Source organism: Jeotgalibacillus proteolyticus (assembly GCF_050107735.1).
Taxonomy (GTDB): domain Bacteria; phylum Bacillota; class Bacilli; order Bacillales; family Jeotgalibacillaceae; genus Jeotgalibacillus; species Jeotgalibacillus proteolyticus_A.
In genome coordinates this window covers 418,758-444,199 of the sequence record NZ_JBNILO010000003.1, presented here as the reverse complement: position 1 = coordinate 444,199, position 25,442 = coordinate 418,758, and the positions used below count along the sequence as shown (strand labels likewise).

Here is a 25,442-nt window from a genome sequence, read left to right as displayed (position 1 = left end):
ATCCGGGTGGGAGACAGTGTCAGGCGGGCAGTTTGACTGGGGCGGTCGCCTCCTAAAGAGTAACGGAGGCGCCCAAAGGTTCCCTCAGAATGGTTGGAAATCATTCGAAGAGTGTAAAGGCATAAGGGAGCTTGACTGCGAGACCTACAAGTCGAGCAGGGTCGAAAGACGGGCTTAGTGATCCGGTGGTTCCGCATGGAAGGGCCATCGCTCAACGGATAAAAGCTACCCCGGGGATAACAGGCTTATCTCCCCCAAGAGTCCACATCGACGGGGAGGTTTGGCACCTCGATGTCGGCTCATCGCATCCTGGGGCTGTAGTCGGTCCCAAGGGTTGGGCTGTTCGCCCATTAAAGCGGTACGCGAGCTGGGTTCAGAACGTCGTGAGACAGTTCGGTCCCTATCCGTCGTGGGCGCAGGAAATTTGAGAGGAGCTGTCCTTAGTACGAGAGGACCGGGATGGACGCACCGCTGGTGTACCAGTTGTCAAGCCATTGGCATCGCTGGGTAGCTATGTGCGGACGGGATAAGTGCTGAAAGCATCTAAGCATGAAGCCCCCCTCAAGATGAGATTTCCCACACGCAAGTGGTAAGATCCCTGAAAGATGATCAGGTAGATAGGTTCGAGGTGGAAGCATAGCGATATGTGCAGCTGACGAATACTAATCGATCGAGGACTTAACCAAATCGAAAAAGGTGTAGGCGACTGTCCAGCTTTGAGAGGCGTTGGAAGCTCGACTGACGTGACGCATTTTGTCACAGCAGGCAAGGTGAAACGACCGAAAAGCTAGGAGCCGAAACTGGATTCAACGTGGTGATTACTCGAAAAGCAATGTTTGTGTTGATGTCTTATCCAGTTTTGAAGGCGCGAGCCTTTCTATAATAGCGTCTAGTGATAATTGCGAAGAGGTCACACCCGTTCCCATGCCGAACACGGAAGTTAAGCTCTTCAGCGCCGATGGTAGTTGGGGGTCTCCCCCTGTGAGAGTAGGACGTCGCTAGGCGGTATTACATACTATAGTGGAGAATTAGCTCAGCTGGGAGAGCATCTGCCTTACAAGCAGAGGGTCGGCGGTTCGAGCCCGTCATTCTCCACCATCTTGCCGGTGTAGCTCAATTGGTAGAGCAACTGACTTGTAATCAGTAGGTTGGGGGTTCAAGTCCTCTTGCCGGCACCAGTTTTCTTTGAGCCATTAGCTCAGTCGGTAGAGCATCTGACTTTTAATCAGAGGGTCGTAGGTTCGAATCCTACATGGCTCACCATTAAATGTTCAGATGACAAACAAGTACATGCGGGTGTGGCGGAATTGGCAGACGCGCTAGACTTAGGATCTAGTGCCGCAAGGCGTGGGGGTTCAAGTCCCTCCACCCGCACCATATACTATGCGGGAGTAGTTCAGTGGTAGAACACCACCTTGCCAAGGTGGGGGTCGCGAGTTCGAATCTCGTCTTCCGCTTAGATAATTAATTTGCGCCCGTAGCTCAATTGGATAGAGCGTTTGACTACGGATCAAGAGGTTAGGGGTTCGACTCCTCTCGGGCGCGCCATACATATTTCGGGGAGTAGCTCAGCTTGGTAGAGCACTTGGTTTGGGACCAAGGGGTCGCAGGTTCGAATCCTGTCTTCCCGACCATTTAATTATCCACTCTAGGGGCCTTAGCTCAGCTGGGAGAGCGCCTGCCTTGCACGCAGGAGGTCAGCGGTTCGATCCCGCTAGGCTCCACCTTATTATAAAATTTCATTTGGCGGCGTAGCTCAGCTGGCTAGAGCGTACGGTTCATACCCGTGAGGTCGGGGGTTCGATCCCCTCTGCCGCCACCATATCAGGGACCTTTAGCTCAGCTGGTTAGAGCAGACGGCTCATAACCGTCCGGTCGCAGGTTCGAGTCCTGCAAGGTCCACCATTGTTTTCCTGGAGGAATACCCAAGTTTGGCTGAAGGGATCGGTCTTGAAAACCGACAGGGGAGTCAAATCCCGCGGGGGTTCGAATCCCTCTTCCTCCTCCATTTTTTATTTCTAATACTTGAGGCTTATGAGATAATATTTATCTTAAGCCGGCAACGACGCGGGGTGGAGCAGTTCGGTAGCTCGTCGGGCTCATAACCCGAAGGTCGCAGGTTCAAATCCTGCCCCCGCAATTACCAGGGTCCCGTGGTGTAGCGGTTAACATGCCTGCCTGTCACGCAGGAGATCGCCGGTTCGATCCCGGTCGGGACCGCCATTTTTAATCATTTTTTTGTTAAGGCTTTGTAGCTCAGTCGGTAGAGCAATGGACTGAAAATCCATGTGTCGGCGGTTCGATTCCGTCCAAAGCCACCTTTATATCATGTTATTGCTGTGGCGGTTGTGGCGAAGTGGTTAACGCACCTGATTGTGGTTCAGGCATTCGTGGGTTCGATTCCCATCAGTCGCCCCATATTTATTTAATTTCATACTCTTTGCGGGTGTAGTTTAGTGGTAAAACCTCAGCCTTCCAAGCTGATGTCGTGAGTTCGATTCTCATCACCCGCTCCAAAGGGGCCTATAGCTCAGCTGGTTAGAGCGCACGCCTGATAAGCGTGAGGTCGGTGGTTCGAGTCCACTTAGGCCCACCATTCCACAGTAGCTCAGTGGTAGAGCTATCGGCTGTTAACCGATCGGTCGTAGGTTCGAGTCCTACCTGTGGAGCCAATTATGGGGAAGTACTCAAGTGGCTGAAGAGGCGCCCCTGCTAAGGGTGTAGGTCGCGTAAGCGGCGCGAGGGTTCAAATCCCTCCTTCTCCGCTCTTTTGGCCCGTTGGTCAAGCGGTTAAGACACCGCCCTTTCACGGCGGTAACACGGGTTCGAATCCCGTACGGGTCATTTTAAAAACACATTCAACTTGAATGTGTTTTTTTAGATTTTTTTTTTGCAGAATAGGTTTGCAGGTTGAAACGGCTTGCTTGTCAGTAGAATTGTTATTATGAGCAAACAGGCGCAAAAAAGGAAGTCCAATCGTTCTGGACTTCCTTTTTTGGTTATTCATTTTTGTTATAGATTCTTCTATCATTGCCTTCAAGGTCGGTGCCGACTTCTTCTTCTTCGTTTTCATCGGATAGTTCATTAATGGAGTCATCTCCATCTTCATGACTTTCATACATCTCATCGTAATCCTTTTCGTCTCCTGCCATATCTGAAGGTGTTTCAGATGTGCCATACCTGGCAGCTTCACTAAAGCTGTTTTGATAATCTCGAACTTCTCCATCTTCAGAGCGAAGCGGATGGTCAGAAGAAGGAGAAATAACTGATTCCTCACTTGGCCTGCTATCTATATCGCCTGGAGTCTGCTCTTCTGCGGCTTCTACAACAGTCAGGGCAGTTGGCATGGCTTCCAGCCGTTCAATAGGGATATCCTTGCCTGTTACCTTGCATACTCCATAGGTGCCTTCTTCAATTGCCTGAAGAGCTGCTTCCACTTTTTCAAGCTCATCTTCAGAATGCTCATTCAGAGCCATATCGAGTTCTCTGTCAAACAAGTCGGTTGCGTTGTCTGCAGGGTGATTATCGTATTGAGAAAGTTCAGTAGAATACTCGTCCACATCTGCTTTATCATTCTGGTCTTCAGAAAGTTCTCTTTGCTGTTTCAATAATCTTTCTTTGAATGTATTTATTTGCTCGTTAGATAACACGTTAACCACTCCTTAGTAAAATACAAGCTGATACGCTTAGTTTATCCTCTGTGCAAAAAATGAAACCTTTTAGCAGAGTGAAAAACACAATGCACATTGAGTATTTGTTTACTTTCTCATCTCTGAATTTTTGAAGGCAGCAGATAGGTAAAAGAAAAGGAAGGATCGCAAACAGGTTTTGTTTGCGATCCTTCCTTACACATCAAGTAAAGTAACCGATTAAAAATCCAATGGACAGTAAAAATCCAAAAATAGTGTTTGTCTGAGCAGTTGCTTTCATGGCAGGCATCATTTGAATGGGCATGGTTTTCCCGATAAATCCTGTTGTTGCCTTAATGGCTTTTGGCACACTCAGGAAACTGATAAACAGCCAGGGTGACACAATGCCTGAAATGATTAAGACAACGACTGACCCGTAAGCTACAGCAAACATGGCGGCAAGCAAATAGATTGCATTTTTGCGGCCAAGTAAGATGGCTATAGTTTTACGACCATTTTCCTTATCCCCGTCAAGGTCTCTGATATTATTTGCTAATAGAATAGCACCTACTAATATAGACACGGGTAGTGAAACAAGCATAACAACTGAGTTTATTGCAGAAGTTTGAATGTAAAATGAAATGAGGATAATGACAAACCCCATAAAGAAACCTGCTGTCAGCTCGCCAAAAGGCGTGTAGGCAATTGGAAGAGGACCACCGGTATAAAAATAAGCTGCTGCCATACATACTAATCCTATTGCCCCTATCCACCAGGAGCTGTTGGCGCAAATATAAATTCCGAGCAGAAGTGCAATTCCAAACAGGAGGAAGGCGAGCCTGATTACTGTCTTAGGTTTAACCCCATTTCGAACAATGGCTCCGCCAATGCCGACAGATTTTTCATTGTCGAGTCCTCGGGTGAAATCGTAATACTCATTAATCATATTGGTTGCTGCTTGAATTAAAATGCTTGCCAGTAGCATGGCTAAAAATAATGGCCAGTTTAGATCGGTGTATTCCAGTGCCAGTACGGTTCCAAGTAAAACTGGAACAAATGCGGCAGTCAAGGTATGGGGACGGGTAAGCTTCCACCATATCTGAAAGCCTTGGTCACGCTCAGGCTGAAGGTGCATATGCTGTTCTCTCCTTAAAAGTACTATATGTTAATGAATGGTGAAAAATAGTCCATAGTAAAGTGTATTAAAATAACGCTTTATTTGTCAATGACCCAGAAAGATTTCGACAATTACCATTACCTTTATTATACTGCATTTTCAACAGGAATAAATGCGAAAAGAAAGAGTTGCATAATTCAATGTATTCCCCTCTTAGAACGAAGTGAGAAACGGTTGTGTTTCGTTGACATGATTATGAAAACAGGTGTATCTTTAAGAGAGAGAAACATGTTCGTAACAGTGATTTTTAGGGGGAAACATGGTGAGAATTTTACAACAGTCACATGGGCTTGCTGATTTTGAAGAAGCAATCAGAATCGCCCATCAATCCAAGCGGGAAGTTCTGTTTAGTCAGGTTGCACGAATCGACAGCGTGGCTCCTCTGCAGTTCTACGAAGCGGGGTACAAGCTGTATCAGGGAGAGCGCTCTTTCTGGCAGGATCGAACTGGAGAGCTTACCCTTGTCGGGGCAGGAAACGCTCAGACTTTTACTTCCAATAAAAAAAATGAACGGTTTATAGATATAAAACAGCAATGGAAGGAATTCCTGTCAGAAGCTGTCTGTACAGGAGAAAAAGAAACGGGTACTGGACCTGTAGCAGTAGGGGGATTTTCATTTGATCCCAGACAGGAAGCCGAGCTGGAATGGACCAATTTTTCAAACGGTTATTTTCATCTCCCATCTTTCATGCTTACGATCAATGCACAAGGAGACTGTTTTCTGACCAGCAACATCGTCTGTTCAGAATTTGATGATTCCAAGAAGCTTTGGGAGCGTATGCAAAAAGAAAGGGATCAGCTTTTGAATGAAACAGAAGAGTCCATGAAAGATGTATCTGTCATAAACATGACCGAAATAGAGCCTGAGAGGTGGAAGACTTCTCTTACGTCTGTGGTAAGGCGTTTAAAGAAAGGTGAAATGGAAAAGGTCGTACTTGCAAGAAAAATCCTGGTTGATTTTGACGGTAAAAAAAGATCAGATACGGTTCTTGAACGTTTGAGGGACGATCAGGCCTCAAGTTTCATTTTTTCACTCGAGGTGCTCGACAGCTGCTTTATCGGAGCCACTCCTGAACGGCTGGTTAAGAAATCCAAAAATGATATTTTATCCACCTGTCTCGCAGGCTCCATTGCCAGAGGGGGAACTTTAGAGGAGGACCGGCATCTGAGTGAACTTTTGCTACATGATGAAAAAAATCTTCATGAGCATGAACTTGTCGTAAGGATGATAACGGACAACCTGAAAGACCTCTGCTCAGATGTGAAAGTGCCCACGTCGCCTGCTCTTATGAAGATTCGTGATATACAGCATCTGTATACGCCAGTTAAAGGAGTTGCTCAAGAGGGAATGTCTGTGGTGGATTTTGTGGATCGTCTTCATCCTACACCTGCTCTTGGCGGTACACCTACGCATTTGGCGATGGATGTTATACAAAAGGAAGAAAAAATGAACAGGGGATTTTATGCAGCTCCCGTTGGCTGGATGGATGCCGAAGGAAATGGGGAATTTGCTGTAGCCATCCGCTCAGGTCTCCTTCATGACCGTCACGCTTACCTTTATGCAGGATGCGGTGTTGTAAAGGATTCAAATGCTGAAAGTGAGTATCAGGAGACACTGATTAAATTCCGTCCTATGCTTCGGGCAGTAGGAGGGACGATGCAATGAACCACCAGCAAACACTTACAGCCTATGTCAGCACGTTCATACAGCAATTAGTCCATGGAGGGGTAACCAAGGCCGTGATCAGTCCAGGCTCAAGGTCTACTCCTCTCGCTTATTTACTGCAGGATCATCCTATGATTGACTGTCATGTGAATGTAGATGAGCGCTCAGCCGCTTTTTATGCATTGGGGATGGCTAAAGTCAGCCGCAGTCCTGTAGTTCTCGTCTGCACGTCGGGAACAGCGGCGGCAAACTATTATCCTGCTGTAGTAGAAGCACATTATGCACGAATCCCGTTGATTGTGCTAACAGCAGACCGTCCGCACGAATTGAGGGAAGTAGGAGCGCCTCAGGCTGTCAATCAACTTCATTTATACGGACAGCATGTAAAATGGTTTGCCGATATGGCGCTGCCAGAGGATCGGGAGAATGTCTTACAGCATGTTGTCAGAACAGCCATCAAGGCAGTTGCAAAGGCAAAGGATGCTCCGATGGGGCCAGTCCATTTGAATTTTCCATTTAGAGAACCGCTTTCTCCTGTTTTAGGCCAATGGGAGACAGTGAAAAGGAAGCCGGTATCCATTGTAAGCAGTAAAAACACGTTATCTGATGAAGCTGCTGACTATATTGCCTCACAAGTAAATGAAGCAAAAAAAGGAATCATTATTGCAGGACCGGCAGCAGAGCCCAGTGCTAACCGGGCATTGCTTCAGCTGGCTGATAAGACTGGTTTTCCAGTGCTTGCAGATCCGCTCAGTTTTTTAAGAAGTGATCTGTCAGATCGGAATGCACTGATTGAGGGCTATGACGCATTTTTAAAAGATGAGAATGTAAAGCGGCTTTTAGCACCTGATTGTATTATTCGTTTTGGCGCAATGCCTGTTTCCAAACCGCTGCTGCAATTTATAGCTTCTTTAGAAGAAGTGCCCCACCTCCTGGTTGATCAGGGCACAGATTGGCGGGATCCATCTTCATCTGTCACAGATTACATTGACTGTGATGAGAAGAGTTTCAGCGAAGCGGTTTCTTCCCGGTTAACAGGCCAATCAAATAGTGAATGGCTTGCTTTATGGAAAAAAATAAACGAGACGACCATCAGTGAAATTGAGCGTCATATACACGATGAAAAAGATGAAGGTGCTGTAGTCGGTCGTGTACTTCAGTCTCTACCAAAGAATTGCCATGTGATGGCGGGGAATAGTATGCCGATTCGGGATCTGGATACATTCTGGACACGATTTTCTGCACCTTTTACTTTATGGGCAAATAGAGGGGCAAATGGAATTGACGGGGTAGTCTCTACTGCCTTGGGAATTGCCGCTGAAACTAAGGAGCCGGTGTATCTGATTATCGGTGATTTGTCGCTGTTCCATGATTTAAATGGCTTGCTTGCAGCTAAGCAGCACCCGGTTAACCTGCACATTATTGTATTAAATAATAATGGTGGAGGAATCTTCTCATTTCTCCCACAGGCAGAGGAACCTCTTCATTTTGAAACGCTGTTTGGCACACCGCCTTCTCTGGATTTTTCTCATGCAGCTAAGCTGTATTCACTTTTCTATCAAAAGCTGGAGTCAATTGAGGAAGTACAGTCAGGTCTTAATCAATTAATAAAAGAAAAAGGCGTTACCCTAACGGAAATTCAGACCGACCGGAATGAAAATGTACATGGGCACAGAGCGCTTTGGGCCAAAGTAAAAGCAGCTGTCAATGGAATGAACTGATGGAGATCATGATAAGGGGAGCTGTCTATCATATTGAAGTAAAAGGTGAAGGAAAACCGGTCCTGTTTCTTCATGGATTCACGAGCGACAGTTCCACATGGGAAACCATTATAAATAAGCTTTCCAAGTCTGCCATGTGCATCGCCATTGATCTGCCGGGTCATGGAAAGACGGTCATGCCCCATAATGATCTCTCCCGCTTTTCCATGGAGGAAGTCTGCAGAGATCTTGAGTTCATTTTGGAACATCTGAACATACGGGCTGCTGATGCTGTAGGCTATTCTATGGGAGGCAGAACAGCTCTGTCCTTTGCTGCATTTTATCCTGATAAAGTCAGGAAATTGATTCTTGAAAGTGCTTCTCCCGGTCTGGAAAACACGATGGAAAGAGAAGCGCGTAATAAGCAGGATGATCAGCTGGCTCAGTTTATTTTAAACGAAGGAATAGCGGCTTTTGTGGATAGGTGGGAAAACATCCCCTTGTTTGAAACGCAAAAAAAACTGGATATTGAAGTGCAGCAGAAAATACGCAAAAAACGGATGCAAAATAAGCCAGAATATCTGGCAGCCAGCCTGCAGGGAATGGGTACCGGCCGTCAGCCATCCTGGTGGGGAGAGCTTAATAAGATCAAACATGAAACGCTGCTTATCACAGGTGAAAAAGACCGTAAATTTTGTCAAATAGCAAAAAAAATGGCGGATCAGATGCCAAATGCAAAAAAAATGTTGATTCCTGAAACTGGTCATGCAATTCATGTGGAACAACCCGAAAAGTTTGGTACAATAATAGAGGAGTTTTTATATACCGACTAGGCAACTGGTCTACTACATATGAAGGAGGTTTCTTTTCATGACTCGAGAGTGGGTACAGGAACGAAACTACGAAGATATTTTGTACGAAACGTACAATGGTATTGCTAAAATTTCGATAAACCGACCGGAAGTGCGCAACGCGTTTCGTCCGAAAACGGTTATGGAACTGATTAATGCTTTTGCTTATGCCCGTGATGACGCAAGCATTGGGGTAATTGTGCTGGCTGGAGTAGGAGAAAAAGCATTCTGCTCAGGCGGAGACCAAAGTGTCCGCGGGCACGGCGGCTACGTGGGAGAAGATGAGATTCCCCGCTTAAACGTACTTGATCTGCAGCGTTTAATCCGTGTGATTCCAAAACCTGTTGTAGCAATGGTATCAGGCTACGCAATTGGGGGCGGACACGTGCTGCATGTAGTATGTGACCTGACTATTGCGGCAGACAATGCTGTATTTGGACAGACAGGACCTAATGTAGGATCATTTGATGCAGGCTATGGCTCAGGCTATCTTGCACGAATTATCGGACATAAAAAAGCAAGAGAAATCTGGTTCCTTTGCCGTCAATATGATGCTCAGGAAGCGTTGGATATGGGTCTTGTAAACACCGTGGTCCCTCTTGATCAGCTGGAAGATGAAACGGTTAAATGGTGCGAGGAAATGCTTGAAAAGAGCCCGACTGCCCTTCGTTTCATTAAAGCGGCAATGAACGCAGACACAGACGGTCTTGCAGGTCTTCAGCAATTCGCCGGGGATGCTACACTGTTGTATTATACTACTGAAGAAGCAAAAGAAGGCAGAGATGCTTTTAAAGAAAAACGCAAGCCTGATTTTGGCCAGTTTCCGCGTTTTCCATAATGAATGTATTCAAGCCTGCGGGAAATCTGCAGGCTTGTTTTTTTTAGCTGCACAGTAACCAAGGGATTCTTATTGTCCTGCCTTCCCCTTTATTACATGTGTAAAATGAGAATGCTATAATTAGTTGATAAAATAATTTGATCAAAAGTTATGCAGCAGGAAAGGAGCAACAAAAGTGAATCCAACCAGTCACTGGCTCACCAAGAGGGCTGCCCTGACCCCAAATCGATCAGCATTGTCCTTCCAAGGAGCTAATTGGACATTCAGGCAGCTGCTTGAGGAAACCAACTTAATGGCACGTAAATTGCAGTCATTTCAACTAACAGAAAAACCGGTAGCGCTGCTTATCCATAATACAGCAAAAGCTGTTTTTTTAATTCATGCTTTACAGAAACTCGGAAAAGAGACCGTCATTCTTAATGCAAGGCTGCAGGTACAGGAATGGACGTTTCAATTAATGGACAGCGGAGCGCAGTGTTTAATTGTCGAAGACCGTCTTGAAAAAGACGCTGAAACTTGTTTGGAAATCCTTCCCGTTTATACAATAGGCCATATTGAACGGCAGATGCCGTCCACCGAACCTTTTACTGAAGGCGACCGTATAAACTGCTCCATTATGTACACCTCTGGAACGACTGGAAAACCAAAAGGAGTACAGCAATCCTATGAGAATCACTTTTCAAATGCCATGGGAGCAGCGATTAATCTCGGACTTGATACGAAAGACCGCTGGCTTTGCGCCGTTCCCATTTTTCACATAAGCGGCTATTCTATTTTAATGAGAAGTGTAATATATGGAAACCACGTCACGCTGTATGAGAAATTTGATGAAGAGGCTATTCACAAAGAATTAACAGGGGGAACTGTGACCATGATTTCAGTGGTTTCTGCCATGCTCTCGCGACTTCTTGCGGTAAGGGGCAATGAGCGATATCATACTGATTTTAGATGTATGCTGCTAGGAGGCGGCCCGGCTGCTGAGCATGTGTTAGAAGAATGTTTTGAAGCAGGTATCCCGGTTTATCAAACGTATGGCATGACTGAAACCACCTCCCAGTTTGCCACACTTGGTCCTGAAGACAGCCGAAGGAAAATTGGGTCATCAGGCAAGCCTCTATTTATGAATGACATAAAGATCGTGGATCAAAATGATAAAGAATGCATGAAAAATACAGCTGGGGAAATTACGGTAAAAGGACCTGCAGTGTTTAGCGGCTACTTGAATCGTCCGGCTGCTAACGAATCATCCTTTAAAATGGGATGGTTCTATACAGGGGATATCGGCTATTTAGATGAGGAAGGGTTTTTATACGTTCTTGATCGCAGATCGGATTTAATTATTTCAGGGGGAGAAAATATTTATCCTGCGCAGATTGAAGCAGAACTCACTTCTCATCCCGGTGTTATAGAAGCAGCTGTAGTGGGAAGAAACGACTCGAAATGGGGGCAAGTTCCCGTTGCTTATGCAGTAAAATCCTTACCCGCTCTTAGTGAACAGGAGCTCATAGCCTACTGCAGAAAACGGCTTGCAGGGTATAAGGTGCCAGCAGAGATTATGTGGATGGACAAGCTTCCAAGAAATGCATCAAATAAACTGCTGCGCCGTGAGCTGAAGAAGAAAGGCGGAAAGCTGTGAAAATCACTCAATTTGATCTTCATGTAATTGAAATGGATCTCGTTGCCCCGTTTGTGACAAGTCTTGGCAGTGTATCCGGCAGGAGAGGGATTCTTGTAGAAGCACGCGATGAGAGTGGAGCAACCGGATACGGGGAAGCAGTAGCCTTTTCAACCCCTTGGTACACAGAAGAAACGGTGGCAACCTGCTTCCATATGATAAAAGATATCCTGGCACCTATGCTCTTAAATAAGTCTTTTTCTTGTCCCAAGGAGGCCGCTGAGAGGATGGCAGCAGTCAGGAAAAATCCAATGGCAAAAGCTGCTCTTGATATGGCAATATGGGACATCTACGCGAAAAAAAAGGGAGAGCCCCTTTCAAAAGTGATAGGCGGTACAAGAAAAGAAGTTCTGGCAGGGGTTGCAGTGGGAGCAGACACAATAGAAAAGCTCCTTGCACAGGTAAACCATGCAAAAAATGACGGATACAAAAGAGTTAAAGTGAAAATAGGACCGGGGAATGACCTCGAAAGACTCCGGGCTATTCGTCATTCTTACCCTGAAATGGCGATATTAGCAGATGCAAACTCCTCCTATTCCTCATTTGAAAAAGACTTACATGAACTAGATGCCTTTGGACTTCAAATGATTGAACAGCCGCTTCATCCCGATGATTTAGTTCAGCATGCTGCGCTTCAAAAAAAATTAAAAACACCGATTTGTCTTGATGAGAGCATTACTTCATTTCAGGACGCCTGGAGTGCGATTCAGCTCGGCAGCTGCAAGGTGATCAATATAAAAATAGGACGGGTCGGCGGTATAACAGAAGCGATCCGCATTCACGATCTTTGTGAAAAGCATGGCATTCAGGTCTGGTGTGGAGGAATGCTTGAATTCGGCGTTTCCCGGGCACATAATATTGCGTTGGCTACACTTAAAGGGTTTTCAATCCCTGGAGATATTTCATCCTCTAAGCGCTACTGGAAAAAGGATATTACAACACCTGAAGTACAGGTTAGCAACGGAATTATACACCCTTTTAAAGGGGCGGGCATAGGTGTGGAAATTGACTGGGAAAGAGTAGAGGAAGTGCGCACTCAGCACGAGGTAGTAAAGTGAAGGGCCAGCTGAATGAAAGTGAAAATGAAATATAGAAAAAATAAGAGCCGCTCCTTTTTCTTGGAGACCGGCTCTTGATTATTATTCTGCCTGAAGGGCTGTGCGTAGAGTTTCGATATTTTTTTCCATTAAAGAAAAATAATCTTCATCGTTGTCAATGTCTTCTTCAGTCAGGACTGAAAGATTATGGAGTTGGAGTGCCTCTGCACCGATCTCCTGCTGAATCACTTCAGTTAAATTGGAAGATACATTTTGCTCGAATAGGATATGCTGAATGTTATTTTCTTTAGCAAGCTCTATAACCTCTGTTAATTCACGCTGCGATGGTTCGTCACTTGTTGAGATGCCTGCAATGGAATTTTGTTCAAAGCCGTAGCGATTTTCCCAATATCCATAAGCTGCATGGGACACAAATAAATGATTGATTTGTGCATCATCAGCCAATTGCTCAAAGGATTCATTCACTTCATCGAGCTGCGAAATCACTTCTTCATAATTTTCATTAAAGTAGTCTTCCTGCTCCGGCATCTCTTCTACTAGAGAATCTCTTACCGCTTCTGCGAGAGATTTTGAAAGAACCGGATCCAGCCAAACATGAGGATCTACATCTCCATGGTCATGTCCTTCATGTCCCTCGTGAGCATGATCTTCTTCATCGTGAGCGTGCCCTTCTTCGTCATGAGCATGTTCTTCTTCGTCATGAGCGTGCTCTTCTTCGTCATGAGCGTGTTCCTCTTCATCGTGAGCGTGCTCTTCTTCATCGTGAGCGTGCTCTTCTTCATCATGAGCGTGCTCTTCTTCATCATGAGCGTGCTCTTCTTCGTCGTGAGCATCTTCCTCTTCATCGTGGGCATGATCATGACCTGCGCTGCCTTCAAGCTCCTCATCCGTTATATAATCAGCAGTGGGAACCATGACCAGTTCCTGGCTTTCCAGTACATCGGTTGCACTATCTACAAAGCCTTCGAGCCCAAGACCTATATAGAAAAACAAATCAGCTTCAGCAAGCTTAATCATATCCTGCTGAGACGGTTCATACGTATGTTCATCTGCACCTGGTGGATAGATCGTCTCTACTTCCACATACTCTCCGCCTATTTTTTCCGCAAAGTCCTGCAGAGGATAAACGGTCGTGTACACTTCCAATTTCTCATTTGAATCAGATGTTGATTCTGTATTACATGCTGCCAGGATCCAAGTGGTGGACGCAAGCAGCAGTACCCAAGCGGATTTTTTCACTTTTACTGCACCTCATTTTTAAATAGTAATAATTACGATTTATATTCAACAAGGCATAATATACTATGGATTCTTAAATAATGCAAGGAAAAAACCATCAAGATTTATTTTTCTTTGATGGTTTCTTTTCAGGAACATAATCGATTCCGCCACGATGAAATGGATGGCATTTTGAAATTCTTTTGACAGTCAGCCACCCGCCTTTTAGCGCACCGTGCTTTTGAATGGCTTCCATTCCATATTGGGAGCAGGTGGGATAAAACCGGCAGCTTGGAGGAGTAAGGGGTGAAATAAACTTCCGGTAAAAAGAAATAATGGATAGCAGTAGTTTACTCAATTAGAAATCACCTTTCATCAATTGATGAATTTGAAGGAGGTTCTGTATTTTTAACAGGCTTGTTTTTTTCTGGAAGAGGATCAACTGTATGCTCATAATCATATCCGCGGTTCGTTGCAATAATAAATAGAGCAGTAATTAAAACAATGACCAAAATAGACAGAAACATAAGACCGCCTAAAGACATGGAATTCAACTCCTTCCATTTCAGTTTAGCATCCAACGATGTTTTTTTCTTGTTTCATGTTTTAAGAATCTTCAGGAGGCAGCTCGCATTAAAAAGTCAATTGGTTTAAGTTAAACAACTTGTGGTAAACATTAAATATAGATTACCCATTAGGAGGATGAACAATGCCACAAGATCAATTAGTTCAAAATGTAAATCGACAAATCGCAAGCTGGACTGTGCTTTACACCAAGTTACATAATTACCACTGGTACGTAAAAGGGCACCAGTTTTTCACGCTTCATGAAAAATTTGAAGAACTTTACAACGAAGCGGGTGTTCATATTGATGAGCTTGCTGAAAGGCTTCTTGCTTTACAGGGAGAACCTGTTGCTACGTTAAAGGAATCGCTGGAGCTTTCGCTTGTTCAGGAAGCATCAGGAAATGAGTCGGCCGATCAAATGGTGGACGCATTATATAATGATTTTCAAACGCTTATGAACCATTTAAAAGAAGGTATGGAAATTGCAGGAAGCGTTAATGATGAAATGACTGGAGATATGCTGCTTTCTGTTCATCAAAGTCTTGAAAAACACTCGTGGATGCTTCGTTCATTTCTTGGAAAATAAAAAATATCTTAATATGCACCTGCTCTGTAATCCGATTACAGAGCAGGTGCTTTTTTAAGAATAAAACGAAAAATTTAGCAAAAAAAGACTGAGTGATGTCAAATAAAGTCATTGACATCACTCAGTTCCGTGACGGATTTTTATAGAAATGCAACTGTTCTTCAATGGTAAAGGTTCTCGTTTTCTTCAGATGCATTTTCGCTTTGGTCAAGTTTCCCCTTCAGCGATTCTACTATGTAGAGTCTGATAAAATAAGCAAGCTCGTCTTCCGACATATCTTTCACCATTGAAAGAAGTTCATCCCGGTTAAGCTGCTCCAATATGGTAAAAGCAATAATATCCAGATCTTCCTGGGTTCCGCGCAATTTTCCTCTGTACATTTCAAGAATTTCATCTACAAGTTTCATCAAAGGTTCATCCCCATTTCGCGTTGTGTCATGCTGGCCAAAATTCAAAGGGGTAAGTGGTATATAAATAACTATACCCAATATCACTGATTTAAACCATTAAAAAAAGCTTTGAAGAGCGCTGCAAATGGACATACTTTAGGAAAAGGAGGGAGAACAATGGACGACATGAAAAAAACATATTATGTCTCGGTGGCGCGAGGTGAAATTAATCGAAGCGGTGAATATTCCCCTTATGAATTTGTTGTAGATGCAACAGATGATCAAATCAGCAAACTCCGATACTTATTTGATCAAAATAATGACATTGGATTTGACAGTGCTGTCCGTGCTCAAACACCTTATGTCCAATATCATGATGATGAGCCGAACCGGCAGCAGGACAGCGTTCTGGTCGAAATTTATTCTTATATTCATGAAATAGGTGACGAAGCTGCAGTTAAGCACATTGAAAGCATGGGGATCGTACCTGCTACAAAAGAGCATCCATTTATTCAGGTGAAGGGCGATCACAAACTGGATGAAAAAATTTCTCCGGTTGATGACCAATGAAGAGGATTAAAGCCAATAAAAGATGAAAAAGAGCCTGAGACAAAAGAGTCTCAAGCTCTACAACAGATTCTCTTCGAGTCAGGCGTACGCTTCAGCAGGAACGGCGCTGAGCCCTCCTCAGGCTTGCATTAGGGGCTCAGCTTGCCGTCATGTCCTGCAGGATTTAAAGTTAAAAAACATATCAACTGAAGCTAAGAAAAAATTATCTCTGTGTTTCAACAGCAGAGTCCAGTACTTCCTGGGGAACGGTGATTTCATCGATCGTGTTAAAATTTTCATACACGGTTTCTGTCTGCTGATCAATTTCCAAAGATTCCCCTTGCATGGTCATAATCATGGTCATATCCATATCCAGACGTGAAGGGAGGAAGGTTTCTTTGTCTATTTCGATTTCATACATGACGTCCTCAAACTGCGTATCCTCGAACAGTTCTTCAGCAGACATACCCATGCCAAGGTCAGGCATTGTTTCACTTGCCTGTTCAATTAAAAACTCGCTAAACTTTTCACCTGAGGCATTCAGCGTTAAAATATAAGAAGAATCATCTTGTTCAAACGAGAAATCTTCCATAAATGGTTCTAGTGCTTTCAACTGCTCGTTAGGCTGATTCTGAGAATTTGATAATTGTATAATCTCGTCTGACATTTCTTTAGGGAGCTTTGTCCATTGCTCTGAGGCAGCGTCATACATATAAAATCCATCTTCAGTGAGATAAGATTCTACAGTCATGGCTTCTTCGCTTTCCATCATGCCTTCACCTGTCGTTTCAACCTTCTGGTAAAGTGCCAGAGGTTCTAAGACCATGTCCATCTCAATTGTGGAAGCGGTCTTCATTTCCATTTCTTCACTTGGGATCGTCAAATTTTGATCCATTTGGATGACAGCTTCCATGCTGGAGATGTCTTCGCCAGCTTGAACAGATTTTTCGTATACTTCTTCCAGTGTTAAATCTGAATTCTCGTTTTCATCTGAACCATCAACAGGATCTGCTGTATCCGAACAGGCTGCTAGTACAAGTGCTAAAGAAGCACTGGTCAAACCGATTGTCCATTTTTTTCGCAAAGTGAATCTCTCCTTTTGATTTTTTTTAGATGCTGTACTATAGGTAGTACGATTAAAAGTAGAAAAAGTTTCATATTCCGACTAAAAGTTTCCACAGATAACAAATTAAGACCAGTTTTGGGTTGTTTAAGGAGGGGTTATTTGCACGTATTTAATGATTTTGTAGGGAAAAGAGTTCATTTTTCTTTTGAAAAGCTTCCTTTTGGGGAAGAACCAAAACATGTGTGGATTTTAACCCGCTATCAACATAAATGGATCGTAACAAAACATAAGCAAAGAGGGCTTGAATTTCCTGGCGGCAAGGTGGAAGCAGGAGAAACCCTAAAGGAAGCAGCGATTAGGGAAATTAGAGAAGAGCTGGGTGGAGAAGCGGGTGAACTGCATTATATTGGTCAATATAAAGTGGAGGATCAGTTTCCGTTTATAAAAGCGGTTTTTTTCACAGAACTCGTCAAGGTCCATTCTCAGGAGCACTACTTTGAGACTGCCGGACCACTACTAGTGGGGGGGCAGTTACATTGCTTGAGAATGGGAGAGGAATTCAGTTTTTTAATGAAGGATCATGTGCTGATTCATGCACTGCATTTTTGGGAACACCATCTGAACAGAAAGGGGTGAAAACATGAAAGATGGAGAGATCATATCCAGAATTCCGTTTCCTTCCCCTAATCCCCGCGTAGCTCTTTTTCTTATTACAATGTGGTCAGCGGGATTAAAAGTAAAAGGGCTTTTAGCTGAACCTGAAGGCAATGAAAATCTCGATGGGTTTTTATATTTAAGAGGAGGCATAAAAAATGTAGGAATGGTGCGTCCTTCAAGAATCGCACAATTTGCAGATCAGGGATTTATTGTTTTTGCTCCTTATTATCGCGGAAACAGAGGCGGCGAGGGAAATGAGGATTTTGCAGGGAAAGATCGGGAAGATGCTTTTTCAGGCGTTCGTCTGCTCCAGCAGCATCCACGTGTTCTCAATCATAAAATTCATGTATTCGGCTTCTCAAGAGGAGGCGTAATGGCGCTCCAGGCCGGAGTTGAATTCTCTTCCATTGCGTCTGTTGTAACATGGGGAGGAGTATCAGATCTGACATTAACGTATGAGGAACGAAAAGATCTGAGAAGGATGATGAAAAGAGTAATCGGCGGTACACCTGCTAAAAAGGAAGACGCTTATAAATACAGAACTCCACTTTATGAATTGGAGGCCATGGAAGCACCGGTGCTTATTATTCACGGAGCAAAAGATACGAATGTTACTATTGAGCACGCATATCGATTAGAAAAGAGACTGAAAGAACTGAACAAAAAAGTGGAAACGATGTATTATGATAAATTTGATCATGTATTTCCACCGATTTATAATAGAAAGACCGTAAAGGAACTTTGCAGCTGGATGAAAATGCAGAAGGCTGATTTAGAATAGGAGGAGAGATGCAAGTGGGAATGCCGCTAGAAGTAAATACCATGATTGTGACAAAAGGAAAAGAGCACAGGCAGCAGGAAAATTTTTTTCAGCTTATTAAAGAAGGCTACCGTTTATACCCCATGCATGTACCGCTCGAAGTTAAGAGAACGAAAGAAGGGGAATTAAGCGGAACCGGGCAGATTCACCGGTTAGAGTGGAGAGACCAGTCCACCATCATTTCCTATGAGCTTTTAACACTTCAATCGAGCAACTGATAGAGCCGTGTTCAATTTTGCACCAATGAAAATTGAGGGCAGAATAAGACTGCGCAAGGTAAAGCTTGGAAAAGGGTTAAACTCACATCCTTGAACGCAGTAAACTGGTCAAAAAGCCTGAGACACTGTTGTCTCAGGCTTTTTGCCGTTTCAATTTTAGCAAGTACTATACAATCGGTCCGCCAAGCTTAATGATATTTTCATCCACATTGGAGAACTTGTTAAAGTTTTCTTTAAATTGATTTGCCAGTTCTTCAGCTTTGGCTTCATATTCTTTTTCCGACGGCCACGCGAATCGCGGAATCAGCACATCATCCGGTACACCTGGTACATGGGTAGGTGTTTCAAGTCCGAACAATCCGCTTTTCGTTGTTTCAGCATTGGTAAGTTCACCGTGCAAGGCAGCACGCACCATAGCACGTGTATAAGACAATTTCATGCGGCTTCCTGTACCATAAGCTCCCCCAGTCCAGCCGGTATTAACTAAAAAGACCTCCACGTCATGCTGTGCCATCTTCTTTCCAAGCATTTCAGCATAGACTGTCGGACGAAGAGGTAGGAATGGCGATCCAAAGCAGGTGGAAAAAGTTGCTTCCGGTTCCGTCACGCCCCGCTCAGTACCGGCGAGTTTTGAAGTATATCCGCTAAGAAAGTGATACATCGCCTGTTCTTTCGTTAATTTTGAAATGGGAGGCAGCACGCCAAATGCATCAGCTGTCAGAAAGATGATGGTATTCGGGTGTCCGGCTTTACTTGGATCCACAATGTTGGAAATAGCCTGAAGCGGATAAGCGGCTCGTGTATTTTCCGTTAAAGAGGAGTCGTTATAATCGGCTTCTTTTGTATCCGGATTTAATACAACGTTCTCCAGTACAGATCCAAACCGGATGGCATCGAAAATCTGCGGTTCTTTTTCCCGTGACAGCTGGATGCATTTTGCATAGCAGCCGCCTTCGATATTAAAGACGCCATTATCCGACCATCCATGCTCATCATCTCCGATTAAACGTCTGTCCGCATCCGCTGAAAGAGTGGTTTTGCCTGTTCCGGAAAGACCGAAAAATAAAGCTACATCACCTTCCGCTCCGATGTTGGCCGAGCAGTGCATAGGCAGAATATCTTTTTGCGGCAGAAGATAATTCATAATGGAAAAAATAGATTTTTTCATTTCCCCAGCATATTCAGTCCCGCCGATCAGGATGGTTCTTTTTTCAAATGACACGATAATAAAGGTTTCAGAACGGGTTCCATCAGTGGTTGGATCAGCCTTTACCGAAGGAGCAGATAAAATGGTAAACGGTTTTTCTCCGCCATTGTCCCATTGATCGCCCTGCTTCTGCCGGATAAACAGCTGGTGAGCAAACAAATTGTGCCACGCGCGTTCGTTAACGACACGGATCGGAAGTCTTGAGGTTTCATCCGCTCCGGCGAAACCTTCAAATACAAATACTTCATCAAGATCGTGAAGGTGATTGATGATTTTCGTGTAAAGCCGGTCAAATACGTCTGCGGAAATCGGCTGATTCACGTTTCCCCAATCAATCTGATCTCTAGTCGATGGTTCATCAACCGTATATTTATCTTTTGGAGACCTGCCTGTATATGTACCGGTCTCGGCTTTTACGGCGCCGGAGGAAGTAAGGGCACCCTCACCGCGCTCGAGAATCTTTTCTACCAAATTTGGCACTGAAAGATTCAGGTGGACATGGTCCTTATTTAGCAATTCAGATACATCAGTTGTTTTTCGGATTATGTTCATTATAATTCCCACCCCTAATAAAAAAATATCATGCACCTTTGTTCGACATTAGTATAACACATTGAGTTAAATAGTCTATACTATTAAAGTGATTTACTTACTTATTCATTCTAACAGAAAAAAGTACTTTGTGAGTTGACATCCAGGTTTCATTTGCGTATGATAGTTTTTTGAACGGATACTCTTATCCCGAGCTGGTGGAGGGACAGGCCCTATGAAACCCAGCAACCTGCTCTGCAAGAAAGTCCCCGTGACTTTTGCGATTCACTCACATGGAGCGAAGGTGCTAACCTGTAGCAGGGCTAATTATGCCTTGAACGATAAGAGTGAAAGGCGCGCTTTCCACAAAACCTTTCCTCATGAACCAAGCGGGGGAAGGTTTATTTTATGTCGTGCCATGACTTGGATGATCTACAAAAGGTTAACGTTCGATCTCTAAGGGTAATGAGTACCGTCCAACATATACGCTTCACAAGGAGGAGACACTATGTCAACAAAACGTCATTTGTTTACGTCTGAGTCTGTTACAGAAGGACATCCGGACAAAATTTGCGATCAGATTTCAGATTCTATTTTGGATGCTATTTTAAAGGATGATCCGAATGCCAGAGTAGCATGTGAGACATCTGTTACTACGGGACTCGTGCTTGTAGCCGGAGAAATTTCAACCTCTACGTATGTAGACATTCCTAAAATCGTTCGTGAAACCATAAAGGGAATTGGCTACACCCGTGCAAAATACGGTTTTGATGCAGAAACATGCGCAGTACTGACTTCAATTGATGAGCAGTCTGCTGATATCGCTGCCGGTGTGGATGTGGCGCTAGAAGACCGTGAAGGCAAAATGTCTGATGAAGAAATTGAATCCATTGGAGCAGGAGATCAAGGCTTAATGTTCGGCTTTGCCTGTAATGAAACAAATGAATTAATGCCGCTTCCGATCTCTCTTGCTCATAAATTATCACGTCGTTTAACAGAAGTACGCAAAGAAGAAATTCTTCCTTATCTGCGGCCTGACGGTAAAACACAGGTAACAGTAGAATATGATGAAAACAATCAACCGGTTCGTATTGATACGATTGTTATTTCCACTCAACACCACCCGGAAGTCAGCCTTGAACAGATCCAGCGCAATCTAAAGGATCATGTGATTAAGCCAGTTGTTCCGGCGCATTTGATCGACGAGGAAACAAAATACTTTATTAACCCGACGGGCCGTTTTGTCATTGGCGGACCACAAGGGGATGCTGGATTGACAGGGCGTAAGATTATTGTGGATACGTACGGAGGCTATGCTCGTCACGGAGGAGGTGCCTTCTCCGGTAAAGACGCAACAAAAGTTGACCGATCAGGTGCTTACGCTGCACGCTACGTTGCAAAAAATCTAGTCGCAGCAGGACTTGCAGACAAGGTTGAAGTTCAGCTTGCCTATGCAATTGGTGTAGCACAGCCTGTATCAATCTCGATCGATACATTTGGTACAGGAAAAGCAGAAGAAGATGTACTGATCGATCTTGTGCGCAGCAATTTTGACCTGCGTCCTGCAGGCATTATCCGTATGCTTAACCTGCGCCGCCCAATTTACAAACAAACGGCAGCCTATGGCCACTTCGGTCGTAATGATCTTGACCTTCCTTGGGAGCAAACGGATAAAGCGGATGCTTTGAAGGAACAGGCAGCTAGATAAAAAAGAATGATGTATTTTAGAGTCAGCTGGGAATTTCCCAGCTGATTTTTTTTGGATATATTTATTAAAATAACTGCGGTATCATGACAATAAGCAATGTAATCCTTGCAGAAAAGAATTTTAGTAAAGGCAGGAATGTAAATGAAACAATTTTGGGTGAGGTTCAGCCTCTTTAGCTTTATTTGGATTCTTATCATCTTATTTCAAAGCGAAAACAGACCTGTAAGCATTCTGGTTTTTGCAGGTGCATTGAGCGTCTACTTTTTTTTATCTCTTAATAAAGGCCTCTTTTTCCTGTATGTTGGACTGACACTCTTCATTTTTCCTCATGCGTTTTGGCTGCAGACAGACGCTGGTCTGGCTGTTTTAGCTCTGCTGTACCTTTCAATTGAAGCATCATTCCGATTAAAGCAATCTTATTTACTTTCTTATCTTTTACTGAATTTATTTTTTTCTCTCATCATAACCTGGCTTAGCGAGGGTCGGTCAGTTGAATGGCTGCTTCTGAGTGCACTTGTTTATTTCCCTGTTTTCAAGCTAAACAGAATGATCCTGGAACGCAATGAACAAAAAGAAATTTATGAAACCCTTTTAAATGAATACCGTAAAGTAAAGCTATTAAGCATCTCTGGAGAACGGAATGCCAGGCTTGAGGAACGGACAAGGATTGCCCGCGACATCCATGACTCAGTAGGGCATCGATTGACAGCACTTATTATGAAGCTGGAGGTCCTCACGATACAGGACAACAAAACGGGTTACGGAGAGCTAAAACGAATGGCCCAGGAGAGCTTGAATGAAACCAGACATGCGGTTAAAGCGCTGCAAACAGAAGAAAACGAAGGAATTGCAACCGTCGTGCATTTAATAAGAAAGCTCGAAGCGGAGAGCCATATTCTTGTGCAATTTACGATGAAACAAGGAGTATTATCCATCCCAATATCAAATGAAACAAGCGTTGTGCTTTATCGCGTCATACAGGAAGCCTTAACAAACGCGATGCGGCATGCTCAATCAAGAGAAGTGCATATAACGTTAGGAAAATCTGCTGCAGATTCATTATCATTCGAGATTAGAAATTCTATATTTAGAGCAGAGGCTTTTTCATACGGTTTTGGGTTAACCAATATGAAAAAAAGAGCAGAAGAGCTTAATGGAAGTTTGGAAGCCTACCAGACTGAAAAAGAATTTATTGTCAGAGGCGCAATTCCGATTCTATGGGGGGAGACAGTATGAATTTGAACATTTTGCTTGTTGAAGATCAGGCAATAGTAAGGCAAGGACTTAAGATTATACTTGAACAGGACCCGTCCATCCGTGTGGCACATGAAGCAGAAAACGGACGAAAAGCCATTGAAATCCTGCAAAGTCATATTGTCGATGTGGTTTTGATGGATATCAGAATGCCGGTAATGAATGGCATAGAAGCAACCCGTGAAATCAAGAAGCAGTGGCCGGCGATAAAAGTGCTGATCCTGACTACCTTTAACGATGAAGAATATGCGATGCAGGCTCTAAAAGAAGGAGCGAACGGATTTTTGCTGAAAACCTCAGAATCCGGGAAGCTTCTTGATGCTGTTTACAGCTGTATGAACGGGGGCTTAACCATTCATGATGAAGTAGCTGCAAAAGTGATGCCGCGATTATTGCAGCGGGATAAAAAAGAAAACCCCTCTAAAGCAGCCCACCCGTTTACATCTCGTGAATTAGCCATTATCAAATTAGTTGGGGAAGGGCAGACAAATAGAGAGATTGCAGAAAAGCTGTATTTATCTGTTGGGACGGTAAAAAATCATCTGACACTTATTCTCCAAAAGCTGGATCTTCGGGACCGGACTCAATTAGCCATTTATGCCGTTCGAAATGAATTGTCCGAACGCTGAAAGTAGATTAAAGTCCCAGTTTAAAATGTATAAAGTAAACATCGTTGAGTTTTCGGAGGGACAGTGACCATTTAAAAGGGGGAAGCAACTTGCAACGGATTTCAAAAAATAAAGATTTTGATGTCCTTGCAGGAATTACAGTAGCTGTTGGGATACTGGCTTATGCTTTTGTAAGGCATGATATTGTTTTTTATTTGATGATCACAGCTATCTTTGTTGAAGCTTATATTTATGAAAAAGACAGAAAACAGAATTATTTGAAATATACTTTATCTTTTGTTCTTCTAATTATCTTCCTGTATGTCCTACTGAACTGGCAGATTTTAAATTAAGTAAAAAAGCATTACATAACGAGAATGCATTCACGATCAGCTTTTTACTCGTGAGGGCATTCTTTTCTATATTTAAAATGACGCAGGTCACTTCAACAGAAGAAACTTATGACCTCAGCCACTTTTATCCACTTTGGCTGGAGCATAAGCTAAATGAACAGGAGGGTGAGGAAATGCTTGAATTAATTAACTTGTCCAAGAAGTTTAAACAGGTTTATGCTGTAGAAAATTTAAATATGTTTATTGAAAAAGGGGAAATTATCGGACTGCTTGGTCCAAATGGAGCTGGAAAATCCACCGCCATTTCCATGCTTTCTTCTCTTGTAGAACCTTCATCAGGCGATGTGAATTTCAACGGAAAAAGCATTCTGAAAAACCCTGCACCACTAAGAAATATTGTAGGCATGGTTCCACAGGACATCGCACTTTACAGTGATCTAACTGCTGAAGAGAATCTTCAGTTTTTCGGAAGAATTTATAACATTAAAGGTCTTGAATTAAAAAGAAAAATAGATGAAGTGTTAAAGCTCATTGGTTTGACAGACAGACGCAAAGATGTTGTGAAGAAGTATTCGGGAGGAATGAAGCGGCGGCTGAATATTGGTGTAGCTCTTTTACATGAGCCCGAGTTTCTTATTATGGACGAACCGACAGTTGGCATTGATCCGCAGTCGAGAAATTATATTCTTGAAACGGTCAAACGCCTTAACAGGGAAAAACAAATGACCATTCTTTACACGAGTCATTACATGGAGGAAGTAGAATTTTTATGTGACAGAATCTACATTATGGATCAGGGAAATCTAATTGCTTCCGGCACAAAAGATGAAATCAAAAGCATCCTGTCGGCAGAAAAAGTGATCTCATTGAAAGCTGATAATATGAATGAAGCGTTTATCGCGAGTTTAAAAGAAAATCCTCTTGTTAACCGCGTGGTGGTTAGTGAAAATGAAATAACGATTATGGCAGGAAAAGAAGTGAATATTTTCTCCCCGCTTATCAAAATGGCGGAGGATTCGCAGCTGGATCTGCATTCTCTAGACATTAAAACTCCTACATTGGAAGACGTTTTTCTCCATCTGACCGGAAGAGCATTAAGAGATTAGAGGTGAAGCTC

At 43.5% G+C, this 25,442-nt stretch carries 24 protein-coding genes, 20 tRNA genes, 2 rRNA genes and 1 riboswitch; of the genes, 38 read left to right on the top strand and 8 right to left on the bottom strand.

Annotation, left to right across the window (positions count from 1 at the left end; translation table 11 throughout):
- The 22 genes from ACQCT8_RS07550 to ACQCT8_RS07445 form a co-directional block, all read left to right on the top strand.
- A 23S ribosomal RNA gene (locus ACQCT8_RS07550) occupies positions 1–686 on the top strand; the annotation flags it as partial.
- A gap of 202 nt (positions 687–888) precedes the next feature.
- Positions 889–1,004: ribosomal RNA gene (gene rrf, locus ACQCT8_RS07545) — 5S ribosomal RNA — on the top strand.
- An 18-nt stretch (positions 1,005–1,022) separates the two neighbouring features.
- Positions 1,023–1,098: transfer RNA gene (locus ACQCT8_RS07540), tRNA-Val, on the top strand.
- 4 nt (positions 1,099–1,102) lie between these two features.
- A tRNA-Thr gene (locus tag ACQCT8_RS07535) sits at positions 1,103–1,178 on the top strand.
- A gap of 9 nt (positions 1,179–1,187) precedes the next feature.
- Positions 1,188–1,263, top strand: a tRNA-Lys gene (locus ACQCT8_RS07530).
- A 29-nt stretch (positions 1,264–1,292) separates the two neighbouring features.
- Positions 1,293–1,377: transfer RNA gene (locus ACQCT8_RS07525), tRNA-Leu, on the top strand.
- Between the two features lie 8 nt (positions 1,378–1,385).
- Positions 1,386–1,457 (top strand) — tRNA-Gly (locus ACQCT8_RS07520).
- Between the two features lie 14 nt (positions 1,458–1,471).
- Positions 1,472–1,548: transfer RNA gene (locus ACQCT8_RS07515), tRNA-Arg, on the top strand.
- A 9-nt stretch (positions 1,549–1,557) separates the two neighbouring features.
- Positions 1,558–1,634, top strand: a tRNA-Pro gene (locus tag ACQCT8_RS07510).
- Between the two features lie 17 nt (positions 1,635–1,651).
- A tRNA-Ala gene (locus ACQCT8_RS07505) sits at positions 1,652–1,724 on the top strand.
- Between the two features lie 21 nt (positions 1,725–1,745).
- Positions 1,746–1,822 (top strand) — tRNA-Met (locus ACQCT8_RS07500).
- Between the two features lie 6 nt (positions 1,823–1,828).
- A tRNA-Ile gene (locus ACQCT8_RS07495) sits at positions 1,829–1,905 on the top strand.
- A 10-nt stretch (positions 1,906–1,915) separates the two neighbouring features.
- A tRNA-Ser gene (locus ACQCT8_RS07490) sits at positions 1,916–2,008 on the top strand.
- 58 nt (positions 2,009–2,066) lie between these two features.
- A tRNA-Met gene (locus tag ACQCT8_RS07485) sits at positions 2,067–2,140 on the top strand.
- 7 nt (positions 2,141–2,147) lie between these two features.
- A tRNA-Asp gene (locus ACQCT8_RS07480) sits at positions 2,148–2,223 on the top strand.
- Between the two features lie 22 nt (positions 2,224–2,245).
- Positions 2,246–2,318 (top strand) — tRNA-Phe (locus tag ACQCT8_RS07475).
- Positions 2,319–2,342: 24 nt separating this feature from the next.
- Positions 2,343–2,418, top strand: a tRNA-His gene (locus tag ACQCT8_RS07470).
- Positions 2,419–2,442: 24 nt separating this feature from the next.
- A tRNA-Gly gene (locus ACQCT8_RS07465) sits at positions 2,443–2,516 on the top strand.
- A gap of 3 nt (positions 2,517–2,519) precedes the next feature.
- Positions 2,520–2,596, top strand: a tRNA-Ile gene (locus ACQCT8_RS07460).
- A 1-nt stretch (position 2,597) separates the two neighbouring features.
- Positions 2,598–2,672: transfer RNA gene (locus ACQCT8_RS07455), tRNA-Asn, on the top strand.
- A 5-nt stretch (positions 2,673–2,677) separates the two neighbouring features.
- Positions 2,678–2,765: transfer RNA gene (locus ACQCT8_RS07450), tRNA-Ser, on the top strand.
- A gap of 7 nt (positions 2,766–2,772) precedes the next feature.
- Positions 2,773–2,844 (top strand) — tRNA-Glu (locus tag ACQCT8_RS07445).
- 155 nt (positions 2,845–2,999) lie between these two features.
- On the opposite strand, the gene ACQCT8_RS07440 is transcribed toward ACQCT8_RS07445, so the two are convergent.
- On the bottom strand, positions 3,000–3,650 hold the full coding sequence (locus ACQCT8_RS07440; protein ID WP_426869862.1) for a TraR/DksA C4-type zinc finger protein: 651 nt from the start codon (positions 3,648–3,650) through the stop codon (positions 3,000–3,002).
- A 202-nt stretch (positions 3,651–3,852) separates the two neighbouring features.
- The gene (locus ACQCT8_RS07435; protein ID WP_426869860.1) at positions 3,853–4,764 is read right to left on the bottom strand and encodes a 1,4-dihydroxy-2-naphthoate polyprenyltransferase; all 912 of its coding nucleotides are present in this window, start codon (positions 4,762–4,764) and stop codon (positions 3,853–3,855) included.
- 304 nt (positions 4,765–5,068) lie between these two features.
- On the opposite strand from ACQCT8_RS07435, the gene ACQCT8_RS07430 reads away from it, so the two are divergent.
- From ACQCT8_RS07430 to menC, 6 genes are all read left to right on the top strand, one after another.
- Positions 5,069–6,472: an isochorismate synthase gene (locus ACQCT8_RS07430; protein ID WP_426869858.1), complete on the top strand. Its 1,404-nt coding sequence runs from the start codon at positions 5,069–5,071 to the stop codon at positions 6,470–6,472.
- Positions 6,469–8,193 (top strand): 2-succinyl-5-enolpyruvyl-6-hydroxy-3-cyclohexene-1-carboxylic-acid synthase, encoded by a 1,725-nt coding sequence (menD, locus tag ACQCT8_RS07425; RefSeq protein ID WP_426869856.1) that lies wholly within the window; start codon positions 6,469–6,471, stop codon positions 8,191–8,193. Before ACQCT8_RS07430 ends, menD begins: the two co-directional genes overlap by 4 nt.
- Positions 8,193–9,005, top strand: coding sequence for a 2-succinyl-6-hydroxy-2,4-cyclohexadiene-1-carboxylate synthase (gene menH / locus ACQCT8_RS07420; RefSeq protein WP_426869854.1), 813 nt, complete (start codon positions 8,193–8,195; stop codon positions 9,003–9,005). Before menD ends, menH begins: the two co-directional genes overlap by 1 nt.
- 37 nt (positions 9,006–9,042) lie before the next feature.
- Positions 9,043–9,861, top strand: a complete 819-nt coding sequence (gene menB / locus ACQCT8_RS07415; RefSeq protein WP_426869853.1) for a 1,4-dihydroxy-2-naphthoyl-CoA synthase — start codon at positions 9,043–9,045, stop codon at positions 9,859–9,861.
- 175 nt (positions 9,862–10,036) lie between these two features.
- Positions 10,037–11,497: an o-succinylbenzoate--CoA ligase gene (locus ACQCT8_RS07410; protein ID WP_426869852.1), complete on the top strand. Its 1,461-nt coding sequence runs from the start codon at positions 10,037–10,039 to the stop codon at positions 11,495–11,497.
- On the top strand, positions 11,494–12,594 hold the full coding sequence (menC, locus tag ACQCT8_RS07405) for an o-succinylbenzoate synthase (RefSeq protein WP_426869850.1): 1,101 nt from the start codon (positions 11,494–11,496) through the stop codon (positions 12,592–12,594). The genes ACQCT8_RS07410 and menC overlap by 4 nt, the downstream gene beginning before the upstream one ends.
- Positions 12,595–12,675: 81 nt before the next feature.
- On the opposite strand, the gene ACQCT8_RS07400 is transcribed toward menC, so the two are convergent.
- The 3 genes from ACQCT8_RS07400 to ytzI all read right to left on the bottom strand — a co-directional run bounded on the left by ACQCT8_RS07400 (position 12,676) and on the right by ytzI (position 14,357).
- A complete protein-coding gene (locus ACQCT8_RS07400) occupies positions 12,676–13,833 on the bottom strand; it encodes a metal ABC transporter solute-binding protein, Zn/Mn family (RefSeq protein ID WP_426869849.1) in 1,158 nt (385 codons plus the stop codon).
- A 97-nt stretch (positions 13,834–13,930) separates the two neighbouring features.
- Positions 13,931–14,170: a membrane protein insertion efficiency factor YidD gene (gene yidD, locus ACQCT8_RS07395; protein ID WP_426869847.1), complete on the bottom strand. Its 240-nt coding sequence runs from the start codon at positions 14,168–14,170 to the stop codon at positions 13,931–13,933.
- Positions 14,171–14,177: 7 nt separating this feature from the next.
- Complete coding sequence (ytzI, locus tag ACQCT8_RS07390; RefSeq protein WP_426869845.1) at positions 14,178–14,357, bottom strand: YtzI protein; 180 nt, start codon at positions 14,355–14,357, stop codon at positions 14,178–14,180.
- 164 nt (positions 14,358–14,521) lie between these two features.
- Between ytzI and ACQCT8_RS07385 the strand changes: the two genes are divergently transcribed.
- Positions 14,522–14,965, top strand: a complete 444-nt coding sequence (locus ACQCT8_RS07385; protein ID WP_426869843.1) for a Dps family protein — start codon at positions 14,522–14,524, stop codon at positions 14,963–14,965.
- A gap of 161 nt (positions 14,966–15,126) precedes the next feature.
- Here the strand turns inward: ACQCT8_RS07385 and ACQCT8_RS07380 are convergent, their stop codons facing one another.
- Positions 15,127–15,372 carry a DUF6154 family protein gene (locus ACQCT8_RS07380; RefSeq protein WP_426869841.1) on the bottom strand — a complete coding sequence of 82 codons (246 nt, stop codon included), beginning with the start codon at positions 15,370–15,372 and terminating at the stop codon, positions 15,127–15,129.
- A 159-nt stretch (positions 15,373–15,531) separates the two neighbouring features.
- On the opposite strand from ACQCT8_RS07380, the gene ACQCT8_RS07375 reads away from it, so the two are divergent.
- On the top strand, positions 15,532–15,924 hold the full coding sequence (locus tag ACQCT8_RS07375) for a hydrolase (RefSeq protein WP_426869840.1): 393 nt from the start codon (positions 15,532–15,534) through the stop codon (positions 15,922–15,924).
- A gap of 202 nt (positions 15,925–16,126) precedes the next feature.
- On the opposite strand, the gene ACQCT8_RS07370 is transcribed toward ACQCT8_RS07375, so the two are convergent.
- Entirely contained in the window at positions 16,127–16,987 is an 861-nt protein-coding gene (locus ACQCT8_RS07370) for a DUF6612 family protein (RefSeq protein WP_426869838.1), read from the bottom strand.
- A gap of 141 nt (positions 16,988–17,128) precedes the next feature.
- Between ACQCT8_RS07370 and ytkD the strand changes: the two genes are divergently transcribed.
- From ytkD to ACQCT8_RS07355, 3 genes are read left to right on the top strand one after another with little or no spacing between them, the layout of a single operon-like run.
- Complete coding sequence (ytkD, locus tag ACQCT8_RS07365; RefSeq protein WP_426869837.1) at positions 17,129–17,605, top strand: RNA deprotection pyrophosphohydrolase; 477 nt, start codon at positions 17,129–17,131, stop codon at positions 17,603–17,605.
- Positions 17,606–17,609: 4 nt separating this feature from the next.
- Positions 17,610–18,407 (top strand): alpha/beta hydrolase family protein, encoded by a 798-nt coding sequence (locus ACQCT8_RS07360; protein WP_426869835.1) that lies wholly within the window; start codon positions 17,610–17,612, stop codon positions 18,405–18,407.
- Positions 18,408–18,421: 14 nt separating this feature from the next.
- A complete protein-coding gene (locus ACQCT8_RS07355; protein WP_278242243.1) occupies positions 18,422–18,664 on the top strand; it encodes a DUF2584 domain-containing protein in 243 nt (80 codons plus the stop codon).
- A gap of 166 nt (positions 18,665–18,830) precedes the next feature.
- Here ACQCT8_RS07355 and pckA read toward each other — a convergent pair whose 3' ends face one another.
- On the bottom strand, positions 18,831–20,423 hold the full coding sequence (gene pckA / locus ACQCT8_RS07350; RefSeq protein WP_426869832.1) for a phosphoenolpyruvate carboxykinase (ATP): 1,593 nt from the start codon (positions 20,421–20,423) through the stop codon (positions 18,831–18,833).
- 181 nt (positions 20,424–20,604) lie between these two features.
- A riboswitch (SAM riboswitch) is annotated at positions 20,605–20,750 on the top strand.
- A gap of 160 nt (positions 20,751–20,910) precedes the next feature.
- Between pckA and metK the strand changes: the two genes are divergently transcribed.
- The 5 genes from metK (at position 20,911) to ACQCT8_RS07325 (ending at position 25,431) form a co-directional block, all read left to right on the top strand.
- Positions 20,911–22,110, top strand: a complete 1,200-nt coding sequence (metK, locus tag ACQCT8_RS07345; RefSeq protein ID WP_278242241.1) for a methionine adenosyltransferase — start codon at positions 20,911–20,913, stop codon at positions 22,108–22,110.
- Positions 22,111–22,251: 141 nt separating this feature from the next.
- Positions 22,252–23,346: a sensor histidine kinase gene (locus ACQCT8_RS07340; RefSeq protein WP_426869830.1), complete on the top strand. Its 1,095-nt coding sequence runs from the start codon at positions 22,252–22,254 to the stop codon at positions 23,344–23,346.
- Complete coding sequence (locus tag ACQCT8_RS07335) at positions 23,343–23,993, top strand: response regulator transcription factor (RefSeq protein ID WP_426869828.1); 651 nt, start codon at positions 23,343–23,345, stop codon at positions 23,991–23,993. Before ACQCT8_RS07340 ends, ACQCT8_RS07335 begins: the two co-directional genes overlap by 4 nt.
- An 89-nt stretch (positions 23,994–24,082) precedes the next feature.
- Positions 24,083–24,325, top strand: a complete 243-nt coding sequence (locus ACQCT8_RS07330) for a hypothetical protein (protein WP_426869827.1) — start codon at positions 24,083–24,085, stop codon at positions 24,323–24,325.
- 173 nt (positions 24,326–24,498) lie between these two features.
- Positions 24,499–25,431 carry an ABC transporter ATP-binding protein gene (locus ACQCT8_RS07325; RefSeq protein ID WP_426869825.1) on the top strand — a complete coding sequence of 311 codons (933 nt, stop codon included), beginning with the start codon at positions 24,499–24,501 and terminating at the stop codon, positions 25,429–25,431.
- The last annotated feature ends 11 nt before the right edge of the window (positions 25,432–25,442 follow it).

What these genes read in the sequence shown, in the direction of transcription:
- ACQCT8_RS07435 (WP_426869860.1), bottom strand. Translation starts at nt 4,764, where the DNA reads ATGCACCTTCAGCCTGAGCGTGACCAAGGCTTTCAGATATGGTGGAAG.
- menD (WP_426869856.1), top strand. Translation starts at nt 6,469, where the DNA reads ATGAACCACCAGCAAACACTTACAGCCTATGTCAGCACGTTCATACAG.
- menH (WP_426869854.1), top strand. Translation starts at nt 8,193, where the DNA reads ATGGAGATCATGATAAGGGGAGCTGTCTATCATATTGAAGTAAAAGGT.
- menB (WP_426869853.1), top strand. Translation starts at nt 9,043, where the DNA reads ATGACTCGAGAGTGGGTACAGGAACGAAACTACGAAGATATTTTGTAC.
- ytzI (WP_426869845.1), bottom strand. Translation starts at nt 14,357, where the DNA reads ATGTCTTTAGGCGGTCTTATGTTTCTGTCTATTTTGGTCATTGTTTTA.
- ACQCT8_RS07385 (WP_426869843.1), top strand. Translation starts at nt 14,522, where the DNA reads ATGCCACAAGATCAATTAGTTCAAAATGTAAATCGACAAATCGCAAGC.
- ACQCT8_RS07380 (WP_426869841.1), bottom strand. Translation starts at nt 15,372, where the DNA reads ATGAAACTTGTAGATGAAATTCTTGAAATGTACAGAGGAAAATTGCGC.
- ACQCT8_RS07375 (WP_426869840.1), top strand. Translation starts at nt 15,532, where the DNA reads ATGGACGACATGAAAAAAACATATTATGTCTCGGTGGCGCGAGGTGAA.
- ACQCT8_RS07360 (WP_426869835.1), top strand. Translation starts at nt 17,610, where the DNA reads ATGAAAGATGGAGAGATCATATCCAGAATTCCGTTTCCTTCCCCTAAT.
- pckA (WP_426869832.1), bottom strand. Translation starts at nt 20,423, where the DNA reads ATGAACATAATCCGAAAAACAACTGATGTATCTGAATTGCTAAATAAG.
- metK (WP_278242241.1), top strand. Translation starts at nt 20,911, where the DNA reads ATGTCAACAAAACGTCATTTGTTTACGTCTGAGTCTGTTACAGAAGGA.
- ACQCT8_RS07340 (WP_426869830.1), top strand. Translation starts at nt 22,252, where the DNA reads ATGAAACAATTTTGGGTGAGGTTCAGCCTCTTTAGCTTTATTTGGATT.
- ACQCT8_RS07335 (WP_426869828.1), top strand. Translation starts at nt 23,343, where the DNA reads ATGAATTTGAACATTTTGCTTGTTGAAGATCAGGCAATAGTAAGGCAA.
- ACQCT8_RS07325 (WP_426869825.1), top strand. Translation starts at nt 24,499, where the DNA reads ATGCTTGAATTAATTAACTTGTCCAAGAAGTTTAAACAGGTTTATGCT.